Origin of the sequence: Phenylobacterium sp. LjRoot225 (genome assembly GCF_964252855.1) — a bacterium.
GTDB lineage: Bacteria > Pseudomonadota > Alphaproteobacteria > Caulobacterales > Caulobacteraceae > Phenylobacterium.
The window spans coordinates 409,090-433,356 of sequence record NZ_CAXUPL020000004.1 but is presented as its reverse complement, the minus strand read 5'-3'; the positions used below and the strand labels follow the sequence as shown (position 1 = coordinate 433,356).

Below are 24,267 nucleotides of genomic sequence, written 5' to 3'. Positions count from 1 at the left end.
TCAGCCGAACGTCTGCCCCGCCAGCCGCTTGGCGGCGATCTCGCGGAGCACGCCGGTCTTGATCTTCTCGCTGCCGGTCACCGCGAACTCGTCCTCGCGGAAGAAGAGCACGGCGCGCGGCGTCTTGAAGCTCGCCAGCCGCTGTTTGACGAAATCCTGCACCGCCTTGGCCTCGAGGGTGACCCCCTCGTGCGGCACGATGCAGGCGACGACCAGCTCTCCCAGGGTGTCGTGCGGCACGCCGACCGTCTGGGCGCGCTTCACCCCGGCGAGCGCAGCCAGCACCGCGTCCACCTCCAGCGGCGAGACATTGGCGCCGCCGGTCTTGATGATGTCGGTGAGACGGCCCTCCCAGAACAGATAGCCTTCGTCGTCCACGTAGCCGCCGTCGCCGGTGCAGAAGAAACCGTCCTCGTCAAAGGTCACCTCGATCGCCTTGCCGATGTAGCCCAGCATCAGCGTCGGGCCCTTGATGGCGATCTCGCCGCGCTGGCCGCGCGGGACCACCTCGCCCGTCAGGGGGTCGAAGATCTTCAGGATGTTGCCCGGCAGCGGCTGGCCGTAGCTGCCACGGTAGACGCTTTCCGGCGTGTTCGCCGGAACCGCGGTGAGGATGGTCAGGGTCTCGGTCGTGCCGAAGGCCGGGCACATCTTCCAATCGGTCTGAACGGTCGGATGGTCGTAGATCTTCGAGCCGTAGGTCACATAGTGCAGGCTGGAGAGATCGGCGCCTGGCCACTTTTCGGAGGCCTCGAGCCTGGCCCACTGGTGCGGCCGGCCGATCGCGAAGCTCACCCGCTCGGTCTCGATCAGCTCCAACGCCTCTTCGGCCTGGAACACCGGCTGCAGCACTATGGCGCCGCCGGTCGTCAGCGCATAGCCAAGCACCTGGGAGATGTTGCCCGACCAGAAGAAGCCGTTGCCGGTCCAGCAGCGCACGGGATGGCCCACCGGATCGAGGTCCATGATCCTGCGCCAGCGCCACCACTGGATGGCGAAGGCGCGTTGCGCCTGCAGGATGCCCTTCGGCAGGCTGGTGGTGCCGGAGGAGAAGAAGACCGCGCCGAGATCGGACGGCTTGACCGAGGCGGCGCGCGCCTCGACCCGTTCGAGCGAGACGTCGCGGCCCAGGGCGAGGAAGTCCGTCCAGCGCTCGACGCAGGCCCAGTCGGGCGCCGCTTCGCCGAACGGCGCGGCGACGCCGTCGAGGGCCACCACCCGGTCGAGGAAGGGGAATTTGGCCGAGCTGAGCGCGCCCGGCGCGGCGGCGGCGATCTGCGGCTCGAGCTTGCAGAGGATCGCCCCGAAGTCCTTCTTCAGCACCTGGCGGTCGTAGAGCAGGATGGCGACGTCGCCCGCCTGCAGCAGGTGTTCGAGCTCGGCCGGGGTCGAGAAGGTGCTGAGCGAGACCGTCACCCCGCCCGCCAGCGCGACGCCGAACACGGCGGAGATATATTCCGGCCGGTTGGTCATCAGCACGCCGATGCGGGCGTCCTTGCCGGCGCCGGCGGCGATCAGCGCCTTGGCCACCTCGACGGAGCGCGCCCAGAGCTCGGCGTAGGTCCAGGACACGCGGCCGTCCGGGCCGTGCATGACCAGGGCCTCGCGCTCGGCGAAGCGGCGCGTCACCTCGCGCGCATAGCCCGCGATCGTCAGCGACCCGAGGCCCGGCTCCTCGCCGAGCTTGGGGCCGTGGACGATCGAGAGCTGTTCCAGTGTCGCCGCCGCGATGGCCATGCCGCGCGCCCTCCTTCCGTCGGTCAGCTCAATAGGGCAGCTGAACTTCGGCCTTGCCGGTGAGGATGGTGTCGCCGTTCTGGGTGGTCATCTTCACCGCGACCTGGACCACCGGGAAGCCATAGGGCGAGGCCTCGATCTTCTCGACGACCTCGCCGTCGATATAGGTGACGTCGCCCTCGAAGGCGGGGCTCCGGAACTGGGTCTTCGAATGCCAGACATAGCCGTCGTGGCCGGCCCAGTAGGCGATGGTGTCGAGGAACCAGGCGTTCATCGAGGCGCCGTAGCCATAGGCGCCGCCCATGCCGACCTTCTCGGCCTTGTCCGGGTTGATGTGGCCGCTCGACGGGCCGTGATAGAGGCCGTCGCCCATCCGCGGATCGATCTTCCGGGCCTCGAAGTCGTAGGTCATGTCCTTGCCGAAGCCGGCGTCTTCCTTGGCCGGATCGACATAGCCCTCCGGCGGATTCCACCGCCAGGTCCCCCAGATGTTCTGCTTATGCGCCCGGCATTCGTTGGCGAAGCTGACGACTGAGTGCGGCCCGACCACGCGCCGGGGCAGTTTGTCGCCGACCTTGACCTCGGCGAAGCTGGGCGACCTGCCCTCGCGGTTGGACAGGATCCAGTCGTGGCGGAGCTTGTAGATCTCGGCAAGCTCCTCCTGGGTCCACTTCTTGGGCGGGCGCTTCTCCTTGCCGTAGACCCCGCGCTTGTTGGCCTCCTCGACCAGGTAGCGGATCGCGGTGGCGCGCTCCTTGGCGACCAGGGCGCCGTTCTGGTTGCGATGGACGGTGTCGCCGCGGGTGAACATGGTCGGTCCGGCGAAGGCGGTGTCGGAGACGCTGTAGCCGTCGAAGCGGCGCTCCTGGACCAGCTTGTCGCCCGGCCGCACCGGGGTCCCGTAGAACCACCATTCCTCGCCGGCGAAGATCAGGTGGGTGCCCGGCACATTGCCGACGCAGGCCGGGTGGCAGCCGTGACCGTAGTCCATGGCGACGGTGAAGGACTGCGGGGCGACGATGCCGCCGAACTTCGAGGCCCTGGCGAACTCCTCGTCCCAGTGGATGGGGTTGGCGTAGTCGAGCGCCTGCACCCAGCGGCGGATGTCGGTGGCGCTGCACGGATCCCAGAACTCGGCGAAGACCACCGGCTTGCCGATCCACTTGTCGACGTCGGTCAGGTCGAGGGTCGGTTCGCTAGACTGAGCTTGCTGGGACATTCTTCATCACCTTCAAACGACACCGCGCGCCATAAGCGACCCGGCGATCCCGGGCTCGAGCCCCAGGCCGCAAGGCGGCAGGCCGCCTCAGGGGCGGCGCCGGCGCATGGGAAATCTATTGCCGCCAGCCCCGTCGCCGATCTCGATAGAAGGCGAAATCCCGTCGGCAGAAGACGACCGGCGGCGACGGGGTGGGCGAGGCGGCGCCCCCGGCGGCTGTCGCAGCAAACGCGAAGAGCCTCGCGCGATCCGGGGGACGGCGGTAGATCGGTCGCGGGCCGGCTGGTTCGGCTGTCACGCGAGAGAGTTACAAATGGCGGTCGGCGAGAAGGCCCGGGTCTCCAGGAAACGCCGCGATTCTCCAGGGCTCGACGTCCAAACAGCATTGTTGGACGCCGCCGAGGTATTGATGCGTGAGGAAGGCTACGCCGCGGCGACGGCCCGTCGCATCGCGAGCAAGGTGGGGCTCAAGCACCCGGCGGTCTTTTATTATTTCGGCACGCAGGACGATCTCTTTCTTGCGTTGTTCCGGCGCGTGGCGGACTCGCATCGCACGCGCCTCGTCGAAGCCCTGGGTTCAGATCAGCCGCTTCGCGGGCTCTGGCAGGTCATGAGCGACGCGGGCTCGACGAAGCTCACGCTCGAGTTCCTGGCTTTGGCCAACCACAACGAAGCGGTCCGCGCGGCCATCGCCGAGAACGCAGAATCGGTGCGCGCGCTTCAGGCCGAGGCGCTGGGGAAGCACCTGAAAGCTCGCGGGATCGAGCCGCGCCTGTCGCCGCAATTGCTCACGATCCTGATGAGCGCCATGGCTCGCCTCCTCGTTCAGGACTCGAACATCGGCGTCGCCGCGGGACATGAAGAGGTGGAGGCCCTCATTGAAGCCGCACTGCGGCGGTTCGGAGATGGTCGCGACGTCGCCGATCCGGTCGAGCCTCTCGTGGCGGTCGACGCCACCCGCTGAACGGTCCTCCCATCAGGGCACGCCTGCAGCATTGCGTAAACGCGACAGCTCGACCCCTTGGCTGGGGCCACTTCTACCAGGTGGTAGAAATTTGTTGACGAGAGCTCTCCCGCCTGGAAATGACGAGGTGGCGGCCCGCCGGCGAACGCGGCCGCCCCCGAGTGCGCGACGGCTCCGCCGCCCGCCGGAGCAAAATGCAGGAGGATCAGGGATGACAGTTTCGACGCATGCACGCTTCGAAGTGACCGATGTCACGCCCAGGATCGGGTGTCGGATCGAGGCGGACAAGGCCACGCTGCTCGGCGGAGCCAAGGCGAAAGAGATCCGCGAGATCCTGGAGCAACGCGGCGTGATCGTGTTTCCCGAGATCAGTCTGACGGATGAGGAGCAGATCGCCTTCACCCACACCCTGGGGACCTTCGCACATGAGGAAGGCGAGGGACTGGCCGGCAAGGACAGCGTCTATCCGATCACCATGGACGAGCGGATCAACCCGATCGCCAGCTATCTGAAGGGCGCCTTCTTCTGGCACATCGACGGCACGATGTCGGAAAAGCCGATCCTGGCGTCGATCATGTCGGGTCGCCGCCTTGCGCCCACCGGCGGCGAGACGGAGTTCTGCAACACCTATGCGGCCTGGGACGACCTGCCCGAGGACGAGAAGAAGACGCTCGAGGGCCTGCAGGTCGTCCACGCCATGTGGCGCTCGCAGCTCTACTGGCATCCGGAGCCCAGCTACGAATTGCTCCAGCAGTGGATGGCCCGCGGCCGCAACACCCTGCCGCTGGTCTGGAAACACGGCTCGGGCCGCAAGTCGCTGGTCCTGGGCGCGACCGCCCTGCAGGTGGTCGGGATGGACATCGCTGAGAGCGAGGCGCTGCTCGTACGGCTGCGCACCTGGGCGACCCAGCCGCAGTTCGTCTACCGCCATACCTGGAAGCTGGGCGACATGGTGATCTGGGACAACACCGGCACCATGCACCGCGCCCTGCCCTACGACCATGACAGCGGCCGGCTGATGCACCGGACCAAGCTGGAAGGCGAGGAGGCGTTCGCCTGATGGCGGCTGCGGAGTTCGAGCTCCTGACCCAGGACAGATCGCAATGACCGACCTTCGACCCGTGGCCATCGTCACCGGCGCCAGCCGCGGTGCGGGGCGCGGCATCGCCGTCGCCTTGGGCAGCCATGGCTGCACCGTCTACGTCACAGGCCGCTCACAGAAGGAAGGTGACGCGAGCGTCTCCGGGACGATCTACGCCACGGCCGAGGAGGTGACCAAGGCCGGGGGCAAAGGCGTTCCCGTCCGCGTCGATCACAGCGACGACGGGCAGGTGGCCGCCCTCTTCGAGCAGGTCGCGCGCGAGCAGGGCCGGCTGGACATCCTGGTCAACAACGCCTGCGCCATTCACGACATGCTGCCGGCCCCAGGCGCCTTCTGGGAAAAGCCGCGCGAGATCGGCGAGATGATCAATGTCGGCGTGAAAAGCGGCTTCGACGCGAGCTGGCGCGCCGCGCCGATGATGGTCAGGCAGGGCAAGGGTCTGATCGTCTTCACCTCGGCTCCGGGCGCAGTGCATTACTGCTTCGGCCCCGCCTATGGGGCGCACAAGGCTGGCGTCGACAAGATGGCCGCCGACATGGCGGTCGACTTCAAGGACGCCGGGGTGGATGTCGCCGCCGTGTCGATCTGGATGGGATCGCTGGCCACGGAGCGGCTCCTCAACCTGATGGCCTCGGCGCCCGAGCACTTCGAGCACCTCGCAGGCACGCTCGAGTCCCCGGAGTTCACCGGACACGTCATCTGGGCGCTCTACAAAGATCCCGCTCTGATGGCGCTGAGCGGCCAGACGGTGATCGGCGCGGAGATGGGTGTGAAATACGGCGTCACCGACATCGGCGGCAAATATCCGCCCTCGGTGCGCGAGCTGCACCACTGCGCGCCGCGCGAGCAGTATCCGTACAAGGTCAAGTGACGCCCGCGCGCCGCGAACAGACAGGCACCGCCATGCAGCCCCCCGATCCTCCCGCCCGCCTGCAGCAGCTCGAACCCGACGCCTGGTCCGATCCGGTCCGGGCGATGTTCGCGCGCTGGACCACCGGTCCGTTTAAGGACGCGGAGAAGAACCCCGTGCTGCGGACCTTCGCCCACAGCCCGAAGACCGCGGAGCTGTTCTCGGAGCTTAACGTCCACCTGCTGCTGACCAACAGCGTGCCCGTGCGCCAGCGGCAGATCGCCATCATGCGCACCGCCTGGATCTGCAAGGCGACCTACATGTGGTCGAGCCACCTGCGCACCAGCATGGGGTTCGGCCTCGAGCCGGAGCTGTTCGGACCGTTGCAGGTCGGCGCGGACGATCCCTATTTCACCGACTTCGAGCGGGTCATCATCTGCGCCACTGAGGAGCTGGTGAACGACCGTCTGATCAGCGAGGCGAACTGGACCGTCCTGTCGGCCGAATGGGACGAACAACAGCTGCTCGACTTCATGTTCACGGTCGGGGCTTATGTGCTGACGGCCGGGGTGATGCGCTCCACCGGCGTCGAGCGTGAGCCCGAACTGCTGGCGCTGGCGGAGAAGTACGGCGCGCCTTCGGAACAAGGTGGACAATGATGGCGGGAACGCTGGCGGATAAGATCGCTCTGGTCACTGGGGCTTCGTCAGGGATCGGCGAGGGTACGGCCCTGGCGCTGGCGGCGGCCGGCGCGACGGTGGCGCTCGCAGCGCGCCGCGCGGATCGCCTGGAGGGCCTGGTCCGCCGGATCGAAGCCGCCGGCGGCAAGGCGCTCGCACTTGCGGGCGACATGACGGACGAGGCGGACGCGGTTCGCGTGGTCGACGAGACCGTCGCCAAGTTCGGCCGGGTCGACATTCTCATCAACTCGGCCGGGGTGATGCAGGCCGGCGGGATCGAGAACTGCGACGTCCACGAATATCGCCGGGTCTTCGACATCAACCTGTTCGCGACGCTCTACACCTGCAACGCCGCCGTGCCTCACATGCTGAAGCAAGGCGGCGGCGACATCGTCACGATTTCCTCGCTCGCCGGCCGCAAAGGCGGGCCGCAGACCAACGCCTATTCAGCGAGCAAGCACGCGGTCAACGCGATGACGGATGCGATGCGGCAGGAGTTCGGCGACCGCAACATCCGCGTCTGCACACTCATGCCCGGGGCCACCACAACCGAAGTCGGCGACAACATCTCGGATCCGAACTGGCGCAAGGCCATCCAGGCTCACGTCAACAAGGAAGGCGCGGTTCTCCCTTCGGAAATTGGCGAGACAATCGTGTTCATCCTGTCGCTGCCCCGGCGGGTGAACATCTCCGAAATTTGCGTTCGTCCGACCATCGACACCAGCGCCTGATCTTCAAGCAAGCGGGCAGCCAACGACATGGTCCGTCCAGCTCGGCCACGCAGAGCGCTTCATGCCCGCTGCCACAAGGACTTGTGCAGGATCGAGCGGCCGTCCCCTACTGCTTCATCCCCTGGGCCATGGCCATCAGCGCCGTCTGCCGCGGCAGGGAGAGCAGCTTGTCCATCTGGGCCTTGTAGGGCTCGCTGCTGAAGAAGGTCGGGCCGTTGCGGATATTGTCGAGGGTCAGGCGGGCCACGGCCTCGGCGGTCATGACGTTCTGCAGCTTCGAGATGTCGATGCCCTGATTTCCCGCGGCTTCGGACTCGGTGGCGCCGGGGCAGAGGGTCAGGACGTCGATCCCCTCCGGCGAAAGCTCGGCCCAGAGGGCTTCGCCCAGGGCGTTCACCAGCGCCTTCGACGACGAATAGGCCGCCGAATAGGGACAACCCATCAGGGCCTCGATCGAGCTGGTGAAGATGATCCCGCCCTTCCCGCGCTTGCGCAGGCGCGGGGTGAAGCCGTGGACCAGCTGCATCGGGACGTTGCAGTTGACCATCAGCATCTCGGTCATGGCCTGCGGGTCGTTGGCCGCATGCTCGCCCTTCAGGCCGAAGCCGGCGTTGCTGACCACCAGGCCGACGTCGAGCGAAGCCGTGGCGTCCAGCATCTGCTGCGCCGCGTCGGGCCGGGCGAGGTCGATCTGGCGCGTTGTCACCTGCACGCCGTGCTGCGCCTTCAGCTGGGCGGCCAGCTCCTCCAGCCGGTCCAGCCGGCGCGCGACCAGCACCAGGTCCAGGCCCTTGGCGGCCAGGATCTCGGCGAAGGCCTTGCCGATGCCGGACGAGGCGCCGGTCACCAGGGCTACGGGGCCATAGCGGTCTTTGAAGTCGTCCTGGTTCATTCTGGAGTTCCCGGCCTCAGAAAAGGGCGCAGCGCGGCGCTAAAACGAGATGCAGACCTTCTGCGCTTTTTTCGCATTGGCGCCCATCACCAGGGCGTCGGCGATCTGGTCGACCTGGTACTCGTGGGTCACCAGGGTGGAAAGTTCGTAGCGTCCGGACCGCATCATCGCCAGAATATCCACTGCGGCCTCCTCGATCGGCAGGCCGCCGCAGCCGCCGATATGCCAGTTGCTGTAGCAGACCTTCATCAGGTCGATGGCGACGGGCTCGTGATGCACGCCGACGATGGCGAGCGAGGCTTCGCGGCCGGCCAGCATGGCGAAATTGTCGATCGCCGGCTTCATGCCGATGGCGTCCAGGTAGAGGTCGGCGCCGCAGCGCTCGCCGAAGAAGCTCGTCTGGGCGCCGAATTCCGCGAGCGCCTTGGCCTTGAGGTCCTCGGTCGCGACATTGCAGGTGACGAGGCCGAACGTCTTGGCGTTCTCCAAGCGGAAGTCGGAGAGATCGACGACCATCACCTTCGAGCAGCCGAACCACTGCAGCATGATGGCCGCGGAGATGCCGATGATGCCGGCGCCGAAGACGATGGCGGTCTTGCCCGGCCCGGGGTTGAGGCTCCTGGCGCCGCGCGCGCCGATGACGAAGGGCTCGAACAGGACGGCCGACTTCAGCGGAATGTCGTTGTCGATCTTCAGGACGCTGTAGCCGACCTCGCACTGCGGGATGCGGATGTATTCGGAGAAGCCGCCGACCGTCGCCATCCGCCTCATGTCGCGCAGCGCCTTGCCCTGGTTGGGGAAGACATGGTCGCCGAGCTTCAGGTCCTTGACGTTGCGGCCGATCTCGACGACCTCGCTCAGCGCCTCGTGGCCGAACTCGTGGTCCTTCCAGACCATGTGGTCGTCGCCGCCATGCTTGTAGGCCGACACGTCCGAGCCGCAGACGCCGGTGATCAGGTTACGGACGATGACGTCGTCGTCGCCGCATTGCGGATAGGGAAGCTCGACGACGTCGACGCTGCCCGTGTCCCGGAAGATCGCGGCCTTGTAGGTCTCAGGCTTCATTAGATTTCCTCCCTGGCTCGCGTCACTCGCCGTAGAAGTTGAGTTCCAGCAGGACGCCATGCGGATCGCGGGTGAACACCAAGGTGTGCTCGGGCGAGGCTTCGAAGACGTCGAACTTCGTCCCGCGCTGGATCAGCTTGTCGAGCAGTTCGGCCTTGCCGGCGCACCGCAGGGCCAGGTGGTCGATCGGCCCGGTCGGGCCTGGCGTGACGTCGCCGTTGAACAGATGGATGATTGCGCGGCCTTCCGCGTCGCACAGCCAGCGCGCCTTCTCCGGCGGCAGGCCCATCGGCGCGCTGCCCGGCTCCAGCCCGAGCAGCTCCGAATAGAAGCGTACGGAAGCGGGGAGGTCGTCCGTATGGATGTTCACATGGTCAAAGCCGGTGACGCGCATCTCAGGCGTCCAGCTGCGCAAAGAGGTTGCGGGTCGCCTCGACGCATTTGCCGAGCCGCTCGTGCGGCCCGACGCCGGCCTCGGCCTCACTGCGCAGCGGGACCTCCAGCGCGAACACCCGATCGCGCGGCAAGACCGCGAGCAGCTCCAGGAGGCCCAGCTCGCCCGTGCCCGGCGCCATGCGCTCGTACATGGCCTCTTCGAAATAGGTCGCGAAGCGGGGCTTGAGCGGCGCGTCGCAGATCTGCACGTAGCCGATCAGGTCGGGGTCGAGGGCGGCGATGTCGGCAGGACCCGAGCCCGACCGCACCAGGTGCATGGTGTCGATCAGCAGCTTGAAGTCGGGCCGGCCGACATGGCGCACCGCAGCCAGCGCCGTGGGCAGGTCCGGCACCGTCAGGCCCGGCGACAGCTCGGTCGTGGTCTCGACGCCGCGCGCCGCCGCCATCTCGGCGAGCACGGCGAACTGGTCAAAGCTGCGCGTCAGGTCCGGATCCATGCTGACGGTGTTGATGCGTCGGATCCCGAGCTCGCAGAAGAGGTCGAGATCGGCGGCGTAGTCGCGCACGTCGCCCCCTGGCCGGACGGTGAGCCCTTCGCCGAGCGCGATCGAGACTCCCCGATCGCGCATGGCGGCGTTCATCTCGCGGCGCAGCGCCGCGTCGTCCCGGAGCGAGAAGGGCGCATAGCCATGGGGATTGTAGCCCCAGGCGGTCAGCCCGGTTGAGATATGCTGGCAGCCCAGATCCGCGGCGAGGGTCACGAACTCGACGGGCGGAAGACCGAAGACGCTGATGTTCTCGATGCCTAGCGCCGGCATGACATTCCTCCCGTTTGATTTCCCAGGCCTCGGCGGGCCCTTGCTGGTCGAGGCTTCGCGTGAAGCTCGGATCATTCCAACGGCAAAAGGCCCGCAGGCGGCAACGGCCTTGGATGTCGAAATCCTGACGCGGCGTCTCGAACCGGACGGGGCGAGCTAGGCCCGGTCCGCCCGTTGGCGATATCGTCCGGGCGAAATGCTGAGCGCCTTGCGGAAGGCGTAGCAGAAGCTCGAAGGCGACGAGAAGCCCAGCGCATAGGCGACCGACTTCACGCTCTCGCCGGCGGCCAGCAGCTGCTTCGCCCGCTCCAGGCGCTTCTGGATGACGTAGTTTCCCAGCGACATGCCCCGGCTGGCCCGGAAGCTGCGGGAGAGCTGGCGCACCGACAGCCGGCACAGGGCGGCCAGTTCCGCCAGGGTGGGCGCCTCGTCCGCCTCCAGCAGGCGCTCGTCGATCCGGCGAAGCCGCCACTTCGCCAGCTCCTCCGTCGGCGCCTCTTCGACGATGCCGCTATAGTGACGATGCAATTCCACCGAGAGCTGCATCGCCAGCGCCTCGGCGAGGAAGTCGCTGGCGAACCCCGGCTGCACGGCTTCCTCCCCGAGGCGAAGAAGCAGGTTCCTGATCTTCAGGTTCGCGAGGTCGAAGCTGGCGTCGAGCCGTCGGGCCGTCCATTCGATGTCCGTGTCGAGCCAGGTCCGCATCGCCTCGACGGGCAGGTGGCAGATCAGCGCCCGCTGGCGCCCCGTGCCGCTGTGGAACTGCAAGGTCTCGCCCGGCGGCAGCAGGAAGACGTCGCCGGGCGCCTCGAAGCGGTTCACGTCCCAGTGCTCAGCGAAACGCAGCCGCGCGTGGCGCAGCCGCGCGGTCAGGCTAAGGTCCAGGCGGTAGGCGTTCTTCTCGAGGAGCACGGCTTCGACGTCATCGCCCAGCTCGAACTGAACGATCTGCAGCGACGTGGCCGGCGAATGGAGCTCAGCCTCCACCTTCACGGAAATCGGATCGCCGACGCGCGTGTCGCTCAGGCTGCGAATGGCGGACCTCCCTACGTCGCGGCGAGAATGGGCGGACGCAGGGCCGATCGCCAGTCAAATGAACTCGACCGGCCGCGTGGCCGCCGCCGCTCGCGCCCCTAGGGAGCCTCCGCCAAGGGGGCGAACACGCGGCAGACCAGCCCGGCGGGCTCGAAATCCAGCCTCACCTCGCCGTGCAGTTCGCGCGAGAGGCTGCGCTCGATGAGGCGCGATCCGAACCCCCGCCGCTCGGGCTGGATGACCGACGGCCCGCCGCTTTCGCGCCATTCCAGTTCGAGGCGGCGCGTCCCGGAACTCTCCAGGATCCGCCACTGAACGCCGACGCGGCCTCCATCCGTCGACAGGGCGCCGTATTTGACGGCGTTGGTCGCCAGCTCGTGCATCGCCAGCGCCAGCGAGAGCGCCCAGTTGGGCGTCAGCCACAGGTCGGGCCCATCCAGCGCGAGCCGGTTCGATGCGCGATCGATGTGCGGCGCCATGGTGCGCTGGATCACCTCGCGCAGGGAGGCGCCCGCCCACTGTTCGCGGGTGAGGATCTCGTAGGCCCAGGCCAGGGCCATCAGCCGCTCCTCGAAATCCTGCGCCGGGCCGGCCAGGTCGGGGGCGGCGAGGCTTTGCCGGGCGACCGACTGGACGGTGGCCAGCATGTTCTTCACGCGGTGATTGAGCTCGTGGACCAGCATCTGCTGGCGCTCCTCGGAGCGCTTGCGCTGCGCCACCTCCGCGCGGAGGGCCTCGTCCGCGCGCCTGGCCAGGGTGACGTCGACGGTGACGCCGCTGACCCGCGTCGGAGCGCTGCTCTCGTCGCGCTCGGTGACGGCGCAGTCGATCCGCATCCAGTGGCGGGCGTCGTCCGCGCCCACCACCTCCATCTCGAACGAGGCCTGGCCCTTGCGGACGAGAGCCTTGATCGCCCGGTCGAACGCGCGCTGACCGGCGGCCGGCATCAGGCTTCGCCAGTCGCGGATTTCCTCGTCCTCGGTCCAGGAGGCCGGCAGACACTCGAGCTCGCGGGCGGCGGCGAGATCAAGCCAGCGCAGGGACTGGTCCCAGCGCCAGTCCCAGCTCGCCGCGTGGGCCGCGGTATGGGCGAGACGCAGGCTGCGGTTCGCCGCCAGGAGCCGGCGCTCCTTGCGCCGCAGCGTCCGGTCGCTGAGCTCGCGATCGGTGACGTCCTTCAGAAAGAAGGCCACCCCCGGCGACAGCGGCAGACAGCGAAATTCGATCCATTCGTCGTCGCGCTGCGGCCGCTGAACGACGAACTCCACGGCGGCCTGATCCAGGAGCGCGCTTCGCAGGCGCAGCTGCAGCAGCTCGCCCTCGAGTCGATCGATGAAGTCGGAGACCGAGACGCCCGGCGCCAGGCGGGCGTCGCAGCTCAGCAGTTCAGCTGCGTAGTCGCTGCAGGCGACGACGCGGCCGTCCTCCACGGCCAGCACGCCTTGGTCCTCGCGCCCGGCAAGCAGGGCGCGGCCAATCCGCTCGTGGAGATGGGCGGCTGTCTCCGCAGACGCAGGCGGCATAAGCTCAACTCTAACGTTCATCGCCCACCCGAGATCATCGAAGCACGGCAAACCTTAACCGTCACCTTATCTAGTCGTCGCAGGCGCCGGGCAGCATGGTCGCAGGACCTGGCTATTGTCGGCCCCGGCGACGGCTGGCGGAAGCCGTAAGGTCGCGTTCGAGGCCTGCAGAGGACATCTGAGGCCAAGCTTTAGGCGGATCTCACCGCCAGGGCAGCCAAGCTTTCTTTTGAGGCCGCGCAATGCGCACAAGGGCGCAGGCTCAAGGCGGCGAGCGGCCCGCATCCTTCATCACCCGGACGGCCGCCGGTCCCGACGCGCTTCGGCGCGCACGGGGCCGTCCGGAAGGGCGGGAGGGCGCAACCATGGCCGAAGCAGAGATCGAACATCTCCACACCGACAGCGGCCTGCCGTTCGGCATCTGGTGGGCTATCGGCGAGGCCGTGGCCGTCGCCCTGCTCGTCCCGGCCCTGCGGCTCCTTGGCGCGATCTAGACCCTTCCCGGGAAGGGTCTAAGGACTGGCCGCCTGGTCCAGGGTCCTGGTCGTGCTGGCGCTGGTGAGGCGGGGCGCGCCCGGGATCGGCGGCGCGCCGGACGGCGGCGGCGCCGAGGGATCGCGGACAAAGGCCAGGATGTCGCGCCAGACCACCGGCCCCTGATGGTCGCGGGTCAGCAGATGATAGCCCTGGGCGTAGTAGACCGTCTGGGCGCTCGGCTTGAGATCGCGCGCGGCGTGGAAGGCGGCGTGCTTCGGGATGATCTCATCGTGCGCGCCGTAGAGGTAGAGGGTCGGAACCTGGATCTCGTCCATCGCCTCGGCGGCGTGATCCATCAGCCCGACCAGGCCATAGAGGGTGTCGGAGCGCGCCCCCCAGACCATCAGCGGGTCCTGGCCCATGGCGATCAACTCCTCGCGGTTGTCTGTGGGCTGGATCTTCCGCGTCAGCCAGGACGGCGGCGTATAGACCTTCGAGGCGGTGAAGTTGGCGGCGAGCCAGAGCAGGGTCTTGTAGGGCAGCGCCTGCTCGCGCCAGCCCCACACCGCCGGGGACAGCAGGACCAGCCGGTCGGCCGCGGGCGGGCGGTCCGAGGCGAAGGCCTCGACGGCCACGGCGCCGCCCATGCTTTCGCCGGCCACCGCCAGGATGGCGTGCGGATACTTCTGGCGCGCCAGGGCGGTGACCGTACGCAGGTCCTCGACCATCAGTTCGTCGCCCGCCCAGATGCCGCGCTGCGGGGATCGGCCGAAACCGCGCTGGTCGTAGGCGAGCGTGGTCACCCCCTGCTCCGCCCACCACGGCGCGGCCATGTGGAAGGCGTTGGCGTAGTCGTTCATGCCGTGCACGCCGACGATCACCGCCCAGGGCTCGCCCTTGGCCTCCCAGCTCATCAGCCCCAGCCGCGCGCCGTCGAAGCTGACCACCGCGTCGCGCTCCAGGTGCGGCCCCGAAAATCCGATCGGCGGCGCGCCGGGGGCCTGGACCAGCATCGGCGTGCAGGCCGCCAGCGACAGGGCGGCGAAGAGGACAGCAAGGAAACGCGTCATGAACTCGGACTGTCGCGGTTGAGGATCTCGGCCGTTCGCTGGCGAAGATAAGGAACAACCTCGCCTTCGAACCAGGAATTTCGCTTCAGCCAGGCGGTGTTGCGCCAGGACGGGTGCGGCAACGGCAGGACGCCGGGTCCATGGGCCCGCCAGTCGCGCACCACCGCCGTCATCGGCCGCCGATCGCCCAGCGCCCAGGCCTGGGCGTGGCCGCCGACCAGCAGGGTGAGCTCGACCTTCGGCAGCAGCGCCAGCAGCCGGGCCCGCCACAGCTCGGCGCAACGGCGCGGCGGCGGATAGTCGCCGCCCTTGGGATCGGTCCCGGGGAAGCAGAAGGCCATGGCCGCCACGCCGAGCTCGGCGCGGCCGTAGAAGGTCGGCCGATCCACCCCCAGCCAGTCGCGCAGCCGCTCGCCCGAAGGATCGTCGAACGGCAGGCCGCTCTCGTGCACCCGCCGCCCGGGCGCCTGGCCACAGATCAGCAGACGCGTCGCGGCGGACACTCGGACCACCGGCCGCGGCTCATGCGCAAGCTCGCCGGCGCAGGCGCGGCAGCCGGCGATCTCCTCCAGCAGGGCCGCCAACCCGGCCTGGGCCACGCCCGACGCCTCAGCCCGCGAGCATCGCAGCTATTCCTCTTCGGCTGCTTCGCCGGCGGCCGGCAGCTTGAGCCGGTAGACGCCCCGGAAGTCCGCGGGGTCGGCCGGCTTGCCGTGCCGGGTGATAACCAGGCGTTCTTCCTTCGCCAAGTTCACGGCGACGGTGCGCACATGGCCCAGCAACCGCCGCCAGCGCTCCGGCTCGACGGCCCGGGCCACCTCTTCGGGAGAGATCGACTTGCCGGCCGGGACCTTGGCCAGGAGATCAAAGATTGCGGTCTCGACTTGGGCGCTCATCAGCCACCTCGCTTCAGGGTTTCGCGGGCGATCACCACCTGCTGGATTTGAGAGGTGCCCTCATAGATGCGGAAGATGCGTACGTCGCGGTAGAAGCGCTCGATCCCGTAGTCTGCGACATAGCCCGCGCCGCCGAAGATCTGCACCGCCCGGTCGGCGACGCGGCCGACCATCTCCGAGGCGAACAGCTTCGCCGCCGCAGCTTCCAGGGTGACGTCCTCGCCGGCGTCGCATCTGCGGGCGGCTTCCAGCGTCAAGGCCCGGGCGGCTAGGGACTCGGTCTTGGAGTCGGCGATCATCGCCTGGACCAGCTGGAAGTTGGCGATCGCCTGGCCGAACTGCTTACGCTCGCTGGCGTAGGCGACGCAGTCGGCGACCAGCCGCTCGGCCACGCCGACGCAGATGGCGGCGATGGTGATGCGGCCGCGGTCCAGCACCTGCATGGCGATCTTGAACCCCTCGCCCTCCTGACCCAGCCGGTCCTCGACTGGAACGCGGACGTCGTCGAAGACCACGTCGCAGATGTGCGCGCCCTGCTGGCCCATCTTGCGCTCGGGCGGGCCGACGCTGACGCCGGGCAGGTCGCGCGAGACGATGAAGGCCGAGACGCCGCTCGCCCCCTTCTTCTCCGGATCGCTGCGCGCCATGACGGTGAAGAGGTTCGCCCGGTCGGCGTTGGTGATGTAGCGCTTGGTCCCGTTCAGCACATAGTGGTCGCCGTCGCGGATCGCCCGGGTCTGGACGTTGGCGCTGTCGGAGCCGGCCTCCGGCTCGGTGAGGGCGAAGGAGATGATGCGCTCGCCGCTGGCGATGCCGGGCAGGTATCTGGCCTTCTGCGCAGGCGTCCCGAACATCACCAGCCCCTGGCTGCCGATCCCGACATTGGTGCCGTAGATGGAGCGGAAGGCCGGGCTGGTGCGGCCCATCTCGAACGAGACCAGCGCCTCGTCCTCCACCGAGAGATCGAACCCGCCATATTCTTCGGGAATGGAGAGGCCGAAGAGGCCCAGCGCCTTCATCTCCTCGACCACCTCGGGCGGCGCCAGGTCCTGCTCGGCGACCTGGGCCTCGAGCGGGCGCAGCCGCTCGGTCACATACCGGCGCAGGGTCTGGATCAGCTGGTCGCGGGTCTCGCGGTCGAGCGCCATCAGCCGGCCTTTGCGCTCATTGGCACGCCTTGGCGTCCTTCGCGGCGGTGAAGTTGGCCGTCACCACCGCGGCGATCGGCGCGGGCCAGGTCTGGATATTGGTTCCGCCGGCGGGGACGGCGCAGACCCGCACGGTGACCGGCTTCAGCGCCCCGCCCTCGTAGGCCAGCACGCCGGCGCGGAAGAGCACGGGATGATCCAGCCCATTCCACACCTTGAGGTAGGAGGCCTTCTTCTGCGGCGAGCCGTCGAGGGCGATCGCCAGCTTGCCGGCGCCGGGCGGCTGGAAGCTTTCGGTCACCGATCCGACTGGATGGGCCACCGCAAGCGGGCCCTTCTCGGCCAAATCCAGCGCCGGCTCGCCCTTGTCGTCGAGGTGGAAGACGGCGCGTTCGCCGAACACCACCTGCAGGGCCGGTCCCTCGACCATCTCGGTCTTGCCGCTGAAGGCCAGGCCGCCCGCGACCGGGGCCGCGGGCTCAGCCGGCGCGGCCGGCGCCTCCTGGGCCAGGAGGGCGCCCGGTGCGGCCAGCGCCAGGACCGCCAAGGCCAGACCGAGTCCAAGTTTGCGGGCTTGCATTCCAGCTCCTCGCACGCCGGCCGAAAGACCGTTGCAACGCGCCGGGCAACCTAGTGAGCCCTGCCGCCGGGAGCAAACCTTCACGACAAAGCCCGCCGGATCGCTCCGGCGGGCCGTGTCTGCGAGCAGTCAGCGTCGGCGGACGCGGTCAGCGCTGGCGGACGCCGCCGCCTCGCGACCACTGCAGGCCGTCGCTGATGACGTCGAGCCGCGCCATCATCCGCCGTTCCTGGCGAGGGCTGAGGCTCCCCTGGCGGCCGCGCAGTGCGCGCGCGTCGCGGCGAAGCACGGCGAGCTGGCGCAGCGCCTGCCCGCCGTCCTGCCGGCTCAGGGCGCCGGTGTTCATGCCCCGTTCGATCCGGGCCTCCAGCCATTGGCGACGGTCGGTGGAGTTGGTCGGCGCACGGTCGACGCCGTGGCCGCGGTCGGCCCTGTTGTCGCGGACGTCGGCGACCGGCTGCCAACGGCCAGCGCCGTCGTAGTAGCCCCGCGCCTCGCCACGAACCCAGCGGCCGTTGGCGTAGTAACCCGGCTGGGCGTCAGCCACCCACACGCCCTTGGCGTCGCGACGCCCGGCGGCCTCGCCGGCGATCCAGCGACCGTCGACGTCGTAGCGGCCGACGGCGGGGCCTGCGACCCAGCGCCCGTTGCGGTCATAGTGCCCGCTCGCCGCGCCGGCGACCCAGCGCCCGTCGCTGTCGTAATAGCCCGTCGCCGCGGCCGGGACGTACCGGCCGTTCGAGTCGCGGTAGGCGGCCCTCGAGGCCTCGGCCTGGCCCGCCACCCAGCGGCCGTGATCGCCGTAGTAGCCGTTCGGCGCGCCGTTCACCCATCCGCCCTCGCGGTCGTAATAGCCCGCGGCCTGCCCGCTCTGGACGGAGCTCGCGTGCCACACGCCGGCGTTGTCGTAGTAGCCGTAGGCGCGACTGCAGTCGCCGTGTCCCTTGGTCAGCTGGTTGCCGGCCACAGCGCCGCCGACGGCGCCGATCAGCGCGCCCGCCGTGCGATCGTCACGACCCGCCACGGCCCCGCCGACAAGGGCGCCCAGTCCCGCGCCGGCAACCGTGCCGACGGCGCGGTTGGTGGCCCGCTGCTCGCAGGTTTGCTGCGCAAGGACGGCCGACGGAAATAGTGTCGCCGCGGCGAGGCCGACGGCTAGAAGGTGTTTTCGCATTTCAGGGAAGCTCCTGGAAAGGATTCCAATCCATTCCTCGCCGCCCACAACGCATGAAATGATAGAATCGCCCAAATTCGAGCGCGATTTATCTGCATTGGCGTCAGGAACGTCTTCATTCTATTTTTGCACAGCTCCCTCACAGGAGAATTATCTCGCAAACAGCAGGGGCCGCCGCGCGAGCGGCGACCCCATCCTTCAGCGGCTTTCGCTACCAGAGCGGCCGTTCCTGCAGGGCCGCGCGGCGCTCGCGGATCAGCTTTTCGCGCTCCGCCGGCGAGACGGTCGGCGTCTCCGGCGGCAGCGACTTGCGCACGTCGGCCAGGGCCACCTTGCGGACCGACGGCGTCGGCTGGCTGTCGCAGTCCGTCCAGCGTCCCTGGATCAGGCCGCGCCGATGGCCCGCGGTGTCCAGCCAGTTCGGCACGCCCGGATCCTTGGCCGAGACGACGATGCGCAGCACCCCGTCCTTGTCGAGCGGGGCCTGGGCGTCGTTCAGGCTGCTCAGGTTGTTGTACCAGTCGGTGGTCTCGTAGAGGTCGTTGGTCAGGATCAGCGAGCGGTAGCCGCACTTGGCCGGCGCCTTGGCCTCGACGATCAGCGCCTCGTCGTCGGCGAGGTCATAGGCGCCCTCGTAATAGGCCTGGCCGGTCAGCAGCCCGGCGACCTGGGTGATGTCGAACACCTTCAGCTTGTTGACGTACCCCTCCTGCCGAAGCTTTTCGACGTGGTCGACGAACAGCAGGGCCAGGAAGTTCACCGCGCCGGGGAGCTGGCGCAGCCGCTGCTCCAGGTCCGCCGCCGGGGGCCGCGGACGGGTGATGGGGATGTCGACCCGCTCGATCGAAATGGTCGGATCCTGTTCCTTGGCCCAGTCGGCGCTGACCATCCGCATCAACAGCTTGGTGGTCGTCGGCTCCAGCTTCCACCAGTCGCCCTTGTAGCCCGCCGGCCGCTCGGGGCTGAGGATCACGTCGAACCGCCCCTGGGCGTCGACATGCAGATCGCCGAATTCGTGGCGCGTCCGCGCCCCGCCCTCCGGCTTGAAGCCCGGCTCTCCGGGGCTGGGGGGCGACTGGGAGATGTTGAACAGCCGCAGGGTCCCGCGCACCCCGCGCAGACGGTAGGTCCCCTCGGGCCGGACCCGCGCCGTGCGGTAGACGGTGTCGGCGTTGGGCTGGCCGACGTTCAGCACCTGGCCGATCTGGCTGATGAAGGCCGGGTGGTCCGGATCGCCGGCGATGGCGTCGAGCGTCTGGGCCGCCAGCGCTTCGAGCGCCAGCCGGCCGACCTCCTGCTGCACCTGGGGATCGTTGCGCTGATCCTCCGGCAGCTTGGCGAGCATGCGGCCTGGAAGCGCCCGCAGGCTGTCGACGAACTCGTCCCAGCCGGCGACCGAAGGCGGCGCGCTCGCCACGCTCGGCGCGGGCTGGGCGTGGCCGGCGTCGACCGGCGCCGCCAGCAGTCCCGCGAACGGGATCAGCCATGTCTGCAGTTTCATCTTTTGATCTCCTCCCAGGCCATACGGCCTGCTCAATAGCGGACGCGCAAGGTCGCGCCCTCTGCAGGCCCCGGCAGCGCTTGCCTCTGGATTAACCGCAGAGGCGGGGCGGTGGGGTGAATATTTTCTATAATTCCCATCAGTTTTATGGATGTTTGATGCGCGCCAGCTGCAGGCCCGGGCGGACGGCTACGCCAACCGCCTTCGGTAGGCCGCGGGTCGAGGACGATCAGGCGGCGCGTTCTGGCGGCAAAATCCGGCGTCCGCCTTTGCGAACGCGCCCTAGCCGGCCATCCCGGCCTTGGCCGCCGGCCGGGCGCGCATGACGTCGGCCCAGCGGCACAGGTTGATGAGGGTCTCCGGCGGGCGGTAACGGATCAGCCGGGCGAAATCGATGCCGATGAAGGCGGCGATGTCGGCGATGGTCAGGCGGTTGGCGGCGAGCCACTGGCGACCCGCGAGGTGGTGATCCAGCACCTCCAGGCCCTTCAGGCCCTCGGCCTGCTGACGCTCGGCGACCGCCGGGTCCTGCGTCTCCAGGACCGCGAGCGGCAGGGCGGTGTGGCGCACCCACTGCATCATCGGGGTCGCCACCAGAAACTCGGCGCGGCGCAGCCACATCTCGATGACCGCAGTCTCTTCCGGCGTGCGGCCGAAGAGGTTGGGTTCGGGATAGCGGCTTTCGAGATAGCGACAGATGGCGATCGACTCGGTGACCACCGTCCCGTCCTCGAGCTCCAGCGCCGGGAGCTGCGGAAGGCCCGCCTTGGTCAGATAGTCCGGCTGCTTGTGCTCGCCCTTCATCAGGTCGAGGGCGACGATCTCGATGTCGGTCACGCCCTTCTCGGCCATCACCCAGCGGACCCGGCGAGGGTTCGGCGCAAATGGGCTGTCGTAGAGTTTCATGAGCGGGCTCCCTCTCTGCCTGTGAGTGAGCTCGCCCCCTTGCGCCGGGTCAAGACCGAGACCGGTCAGACCGCCATCGGCTCCGCGTCGATGTAGAGCTGAGCTTCGCGATGGATCAGCACGTCGGCCAGGAACCAGTAGGCTTCGCCCCAGGCGGCCAGGACCTCGTCGGTGGCCGCCTCCGCGCCGAGCACGTCGCGGATCGCCGGCAGCAGGGCCTCGGCGACCTTCGGATAGTGTTCCGGCTTGACCTTGGTCTCGACGTGACGGGCCGCCATCCGCTCGATCGCCCCGGTCAGGGCCGGCAGGTTGTCGACGTTCTGGGCGAAGGCGACGATGGCGGCGGCCAGCCGGCGCGGCTGCTCGCCGGAGGCCTGGGCCGCCTCATCGAACAGGGCCTTGATCTCCGGGTCGACGAACAGCCGTTCGTACATGCGCGTGGTGATGGCGACGCCGTGCTGGACGAGCACGGGCGCAGTGGCCTTCACGATGGCGATCGACGGCGGCGACAGCGGCTTGGTCATGCGAGAGATCCCTTGTCGTAGGCGCCGATTGCGGCGCTGGTTTGCGGCGGACGAGGTCGGATACAGGCGACGACCCAGTCCGCCTACTCCGGGCGCGTACGGAATTGAATTGGATCGTGACGCGAGGTAGCGACGGCATTCGCGGACCTTTCACCCGAACAGGGCCGCGGGCATGGCGCCCACCACGGCGGCGCCGAGGCAGGTGGCCAGGAACCCCACCGCCATCGCCTTCCAGACCATGCCGATCACCTCGCTCCGGCGATTCGGCGCCAGCACGTTGAAGCCGGCGACATTGATGCCGACGGAGGCGATGTTGGCGTAGCCGCAAAGCGCGTAGGTCATGATCACGCGGCTGCGCGGCGCGAGTTCGGCCGCCGGCGTCGCCCCCAGCCTGATGAAGGCGGTGAACTCGGTGAGCACCATCTTCACCCCCAGCAGGGTCCCGGCCGCGGAGGCGTCGCGCCAGGGCACGCCGAGCGACCAGGCCAGGGGCGCGAACAGCAGGCCCAGGCCGCGCTCCAGGGTGACCGGCGCCCCGCCCACGTTCGGAAATCCGGCCAGCAGCCCGTTCAGCAGCGCCGTCAAGGCGACGAAGACGATCAGGGTCGCGGCCATGTTGAAGCTGATCTGCAGGCCGTCCAGGGTGCCCTTCATCACCGCGTCCACGGAGCTGTCGTAGGTCTTGCTCCCGCTCGGCGAAACGTCGCCCTGCGCCTCGATGACGAGATCGCGGGGCACGACGATCCGGGCCAGGGCGACGCCGGCGGGCGCCGAGATGATCGAGGCGGTCATCACATGGGCCGCCGCGTTCGGCAGCATGTCGTGGAGGATGGTCACATAGGCGACCATGGTGGAGCCGGAGACGCAGCTCATGCCCACCGCCATCAGCAGGAAGAGCTCGGAGCGGCTGAGGCTGTCGAGATAGTTGCGGACGAAGATCGGCCCCTCGATCTGGCCCATGAAGACGGTCGCCGCGGTGGCCAGCGCCGGCGCGCCGCGCAGGCCGAAGAGCCGGCGAAAGACCAGGCCGAAGCCCTGGGTGATCCAGCGCAGGATCCGCCAGTGCCAGAGCAGGGCGGCGAGCGCGCAGACCACCAGGACCACCGGCAGGACCCGGAAGGCGAAGACGAAGAGCGCGCCCTGATTGCTCAGCGGATAGGGCTGCTGATCCGGCGCTCCGGCCAGGAAGCCGAAGACGAAGGCCGCGCCCGCCTGGCTGCTCGCCGCCAGGCCCTCGACGCCCTGGCTGACGAAGGCCACCGCCTGCCGCACGCGCGGCACGCCGAACAGCGCCAGCACCAGCAAGGCCTGGACGGCGAGCGCGCCGGCGACCAGCTTCCATGGAAAGCGTCGCCGGTCCTCCGACATCAGCCAGCAGAGCGCCAGCACCAGCGCCATGCCAAAAAGGCTCTGGGCGTTTTCCCCCCGAAACATGCATCTCCCCCGGCGCCGTAGCGCAATCCTGATGGCTACCGCGCCGATGTGACACGTTCGGCGCGGCCCGCGCCGCCAGATTGAGACCGCGCCCCGGCTTCCGGCGAATCTGCGCTATTGGAACGCTCTGCCGGACGTTCAGGAGACAGCCAGGTGACGCAGACCGGACCGGCGCCCGCGCTCTCGCTGCCCGCCGTCCTGGCGTTCGCCGTCGCCGCCCTGCCCGTCGGCGCCCTGCAGCTGGCGCTGACCGTGCACCTGCCGCGCTATTTCGCCAGCCACATGGGCCTCAGCCTGGCGGTCGTCGGCGGGGCTTTCGCCCTGGTGCGGGCGATCGACATCCCGCTCGATCCGATCCTCGGCCTGATGATGGACCGGACCCGCAGCCGATTCGGCCGCTACCGCCTCTGGGCCGCCTGCGGCCCGCTCGTGACGATCGCCGCCCTCTATGTGCTGATGCATCCGCCCGGAGCGGTCGGCCAGGCCTTCCTGGTCAGCGTGCTCCTGGTGATGTTCCTGGGCTATTCGGCCATGTACCTGGCCCAGCAGGCCTGGGCCGCCAGCCTCGCGCCCAGCTACCAGCAGCGCTCGCGGATCTTCGCCATCATCATCTGGCTGAGCATCCTGGGCTCGGTCTCGGTGCTGCTCGTCCCGGTGGTCATGGAGAAGCTGGGCTATTCGGACGCCCAGGGCGTGGAGGCGATGATCTGGTTCGTCATCGTCGCGGCGCCCGTGACGACCCTGCTGATGATCGCCCGCACGCCCGAGCGGATCGCCCCGGACCACGCCCACCACTTCAGCCTGCGCGACTACGGCCGCCTGCTGGTCCGGCCCAATGTGGTGCGGCTGGTGGCCTCGGACCTCTGCATCCAGCTCGGCCCGGGCTGGATGGCGGCGCTCTACCTATTTTACTTCACCACCAAGCGCGGCTTCGCCCCCGGCCAGGCCAACCTGCTGCTGCTCGTCTACATCACCGCCGGCTTCGTCGGCGCGCCGGCGACCGCCTGGCTCGCCGCCCGGCTCAACAAGCACCGCGCCCTGATCGTCTGCACCACCGCCTATTCGCTCTGCCTGATGGGCGTGCCCTTCATCCCCTATGGCGACTTCCTGGCGGCGGTTCCCCTGATGCTGGCGGCCGGGGCGGCCTTCGCCGGCTTCCTCGTCTCGCTGCGGTCGCTGACCGCCGACATCGCCGACGAGATCCGGCTGGAGACCGGCCGCGAATGGACCGGCCTGATCTTCGCCCTGACCAACGCCACCACCAAGCTCGCCACCGCGGCCGCCATCTTCCTGACCTTCGGCGTGCTGAGCGAGGTGGGCTTCGACCCGCGCGAAGGCGCGGCCAACACCGCCTATGCGCTGAGGGGGCTGGAGATCGCCTTCCTCTCCGGCCCGATCGTCTTCGTCATGCTGGGGGGGCTGTGCTTCGTCGGCTACAAGCTCGACCAGGTCCGCCACGCCGACATCCGCCGCCAGCTCGAAGCCCGCGACCTGCAGCACGGCGGGACTTTTCCGGAGCCCCCGTGAAGCGAACGGGGCCAGCCG

25 protein-coding genes are annotated in these 24,267 nt (G+C 68.7%); 7 read left to right on the top strand and 18 right to left on the bottom strand.

Going from position 1 to position 24,267, the window contains the following annotated elements; translation table 11 throughout:
• Complete coding sequence (locus ACSQ2B_RS22130; protein ID WP_436053332.1) at positions 1 to 1,737, bottom strand: class I adenylate-forming enzyme family protein; 1,737 nt, start codon at positions 1,735 to 1,737, stop codon at positions 1 to 3.
• Between the two features lie 28 nt (positions 1,738 to 1,765).
• Entirely contained in the window at positions 1,766 to 2,956 is a 1,191-nt protein-coding gene (locus ACSQ2B_RS22125) for an FAS1-like dehydratase domain-containing protein (protein ID WP_436053330.1), read from the bottom strand.
• A gap of 313 nt (positions 2,957 to 3,269) precedes the next feature.
• Between ACSQ2B_RS22125 and ACSQ2B_RS22120 the strand changes: the two genes are divergently transcribed.
• The 5 genes from ACSQ2B_RS22120 to ACSQ2B_RS22100 all read left to right on the top strand — a co-directional run bounded on the left by ACSQ2B_RS22120 (position 3,270) and on the right by ACSQ2B_RS22100 (position 7,283).
• On the top strand, positions 3,270 to 3,920 hold the full coding sequence (locus ACSQ2B_RS22120; protein WP_436053329.1) for a TetR/AcrR family transcriptional regulator: 651 nt from the start codon (positions 3,270 to 3,272) through the stop codon (positions 3,918 to 3,920).
• A gap of 211 nt (positions 3,921 to 4,131) precedes the next feature.
• A complete protein-coding gene (locus tag ACSQ2B_RS22115) occupies positions 4,132 to 4,980 on the top strand; it encodes a TauD/TfdA dioxygenase family protein (RefSeq protein WP_436053327.1) in 849 nt (282 codons plus the stop codon).
• A 43-nt stretch (positions 4,981 to 5,023) separates the two neighbouring features.
• The gene (locus ACSQ2B_RS22110; RefSeq protein ID WP_436053325.1) at positions 5,024 to 5,893 is read left to right on the top strand and encodes an SDR family NAD(P)-dependent oxidoreductase; all 870 of its coding nucleotides are present in this window, start codon (positions 5,024 to 5,026) and stop codon (positions 5,891 to 5,893) included.
• A 32-nt stretch (positions 5,894 to 5,925) separates the two neighbouring features.
• The gene (locus ACSQ2B_RS22105) at positions 5,926 to 6,531 is read left to right on the top strand and encodes a carboxymuconolactone decarboxylase family protein (RefSeq protein ID WP_436053323.1); all 606 of its coding nucleotides are present in this window, start codon (positions 5,926 to 5,928) and stop codon (positions 6,529 to 6,531) included.
• Positions 6,528 to 7,283, top strand: coding sequence for an SDR family oxidoreductase (locus ACSQ2B_RS22100; protein WP_436053322.1), 756 nt, complete (start codon positions 6,528 to 6,530; stop codon positions 7,281 to 7,283). Before ACSQ2B_RS22105 ends, ACSQ2B_RS22100 begins: the two co-directional genes overlap by 4 nt.
• Before the next feature lie 106 nt (positions 7,284 to 7,389).
• Here the strand turns inward: ACSQ2B_RS22100 and ACSQ2B_RS22095 are convergent, their stop codons facing one another.
• From ACSQ2B_RS22095 to ACSQ2B_RS22070, 6 genes are all read right to left on the bottom strand, one after another.
• The gene (locus tag ACSQ2B_RS22095; protein ID WP_436053320.1) at positions 7,390 to 8,175 is read right to left on the bottom strand and encodes an SDR family NAD(P)-dependent oxidoreductase; all 786 of its coding nucleotides are present in this window, start codon (positions 8,173 to 8,175) and stop codon (positions 7,390 to 7,392) included.
• 39 nt (positions 8,176 to 8,214) lie between these two features.
• Positions 8,215 to 9,240: a zinc-dependent alcohol dehydrogenase gene (locus ACSQ2B_RS22090; RefSeq protein WP_436053318.1), complete on the bottom strand. Its 1,026-nt coding sequence runs from the start codon at positions 9,238 to 9,240 to the stop codon at positions 8,215 to 8,217.
• Between the two features lie 22 nt (positions 9,241 to 9,262).
• Complete coding sequence (locus ACSQ2B_RS22085; RefSeq protein ID WP_436053316.1) at positions 9,263 to 9,634, bottom strand: VOC family protein; 372 nt, start codon at positions 9,632 to 9,634, stop codon at positions 9,263 to 9,265.
• 1 nt (position 9,635) lies between these two features.
• Positions 9,636 to 10,454, bottom strand: a complete 819-nt coding sequence (locus ACSQ2B_RS22080) for a sugar phosphate isomerase/epimerase family protein (protein ID WP_436053315.1) — start codon at positions 10,452 to 10,454, stop codon at positions 9,636 to 9,638.
• A 156-nt stretch (positions 10,455 to 10,610) separates the two neighbouring features.
• Positions 10,611 to 11,447, bottom strand: coding sequence for a helix-turn-helix transcriptional regulator (locus ACSQ2B_RS22075; protein WP_436053313.1), 837 nt, complete (start codon positions 11,445 to 11,447; stop codon positions 10,611 to 10,613).
• 140 nt (positions 11,448 to 11,587) lie between these two features.
• Complete coding sequence (locus ACSQ2B_RS22070; protein WP_436053311.1) at positions 11,588 to 13,012, bottom strand: sensor histidine kinase; 1,425 nt, start codon at positions 13,010 to 13,012, stop codon at positions 11,588 to 11,590.
• Positions 13,013 to 13,377: 365 nt separating this feature from the next.
• On the opposite strand from ACSQ2B_RS22070, the gene ACSQ2B_RS22065 reads away from it, so the two are divergent.
• Positions 13,378 to 13,506, top strand: a complete 129-nt coding sequence (locus tag ACSQ2B_RS22065) for a hypothetical protein (RefSeq protein WP_436053310.1) — start codon at positions 13,378 to 13,380, stop codon at positions 13,504 to 13,506.
• 18 nt (positions 13,507 to 13,524) lie between these two features.
• Here ACSQ2B_RS22065 and ACSQ2B_RS22060 read toward each other — a convergent pair whose 3' ends face one another.
• From ACSQ2B_RS22060 to ACSQ2B_RS22015, 10 genes are all read right to left on the bottom strand, one after another.
• Entirely contained in the window at positions 13,525 to 14,559 is a 1,035-nt protein-coding gene (locus tag ACSQ2B_RS22060) for an alpha/beta fold hydrolase (RefSeq protein WP_436053308.1), read from the bottom strand.
• Positions 14,556 to 15,158 carry a uracil-DNA glycosylase family protein gene (locus tag ACSQ2B_RS22055; RefSeq protein WP_436053306.1) on the bottom strand — a complete coding sequence of 201 codons (603 nt, stop codon included), beginning with the start codon at positions 15,156 to 15,158 and terminating at the stop codon, positions 14,556 to 14,558. The genes ACSQ2B_RS22060 and ACSQ2B_RS22055 overlap by 4 nt, the downstream gene beginning before the upstream one ends.
• Before the next feature lie 30 nt (positions 15,159 to 15,188).
• On the bottom strand, positions 15,189 to 15,455 hold the full coding sequence (locus ACSQ2B_RS22050; protein ID WP_436053304.1) for a DUF3253 domain-containing protein: 267 nt from the start codon (positions 15,453 to 15,455) through the stop codon (positions 15,189 to 15,191).
• On the bottom strand, positions 15,455 to 16,603 hold the full coding sequence (locus ACSQ2B_RS22045) for an acyl-CoA dehydrogenase family protein (protein ID WP_436053303.1): 1,149 nt from the start codon (positions 16,601 to 16,603) through the stop codon (positions 15,455 to 15,457). Before ACSQ2B_RS22045 ends, ACSQ2B_RS22050 begins: the two co-directional genes overlap by 1 nt.
• Positions 16,604 to 16,619: 16 nt before the next feature.
• Entirely contained in the window at positions 16,620 to 17,183 is a 564-nt protein-coding gene (locus ACSQ2B_RS22040) for a hypothetical protein (RefSeq protein WP_436053302.1), read from the bottom strand.
• 148 nt (positions 17,184 to 17,331) lie between these two features.
• The gene (locus tag ACSQ2B_RS22035; protein WP_436053301.1) at positions 17,332 to 18,357 is read right to left on the bottom strand and encodes a glycine zipper 2TM domain-containing protein; all 1,026 of its coding nucleotides are present in this window, start codon (positions 18,355 to 18,357) and stop codon (positions 17,332 to 17,334) included.
• Between the two features lie 211 nt (positions 18,358 to 18,568).
• Positions 18,569 to 19,858 (bottom strand): hypothetical protein, encoded by a 1,290-nt coding sequence (locus ACSQ2B_RS22030; RefSeq protein WP_436053300.1) that lies wholly within the window; start codon positions 19,856 to 19,858, stop codon positions 18,569 to 18,571.
• Between the two features lie 282 nt (positions 19,859 to 20,140).
• Entirely contained in the window at positions 20,141 to 20,764 is a 624-nt protein-coding gene (locus tag ACSQ2B_RS22025; RefSeq protein ID WP_436053298.1) for a glutathione S-transferase family protein, read from the bottom strand.
• A 65-nt stretch (positions 20,765 to 20,829) separates the two neighbouring features.
• Complete coding sequence (locus tag ACSQ2B_RS22020; protein ID WP_436053296.1) at positions 20,830 to 21,288, bottom strand: globin domain-containing protein; 459 nt, start codon at positions 21,286 to 21,288, stop codon at positions 20,830 to 20,832.
• A gap of 150 nt (positions 21,289 to 21,438) precedes the next feature.
• Positions 21,439 to 22,722, bottom strand: a complete 1,284-nt coding sequence (locus ACSQ2B_RS22015) for a NupC/NupG family nucleoside CNT transporter (protein WP_436053295.1) — start codon at positions 22,720 to 22,722, stop codon at positions 21,439 to 21,441.
• A gap of 153 nt (positions 22,723 to 22,875) precedes the next feature.
• Here ACSQ2B_RS22015 and ACSQ2B_RS22010 point away from each other — a divergent pair, with 153 nt between their 5' ends.
• Positions 22,876 to 24,249: an MFS transporter gene (locus tag ACSQ2B_RS22010; RefSeq protein ID WP_436053293.1), complete on the top strand. Its 1,374-nt coding sequence runs from the start codon at positions 22,876 to 22,878 to the stop codon at positions 24,247 to 24,249.
• Positions 24,250 to 24,267: the final 18 nt, after the last annotated feature.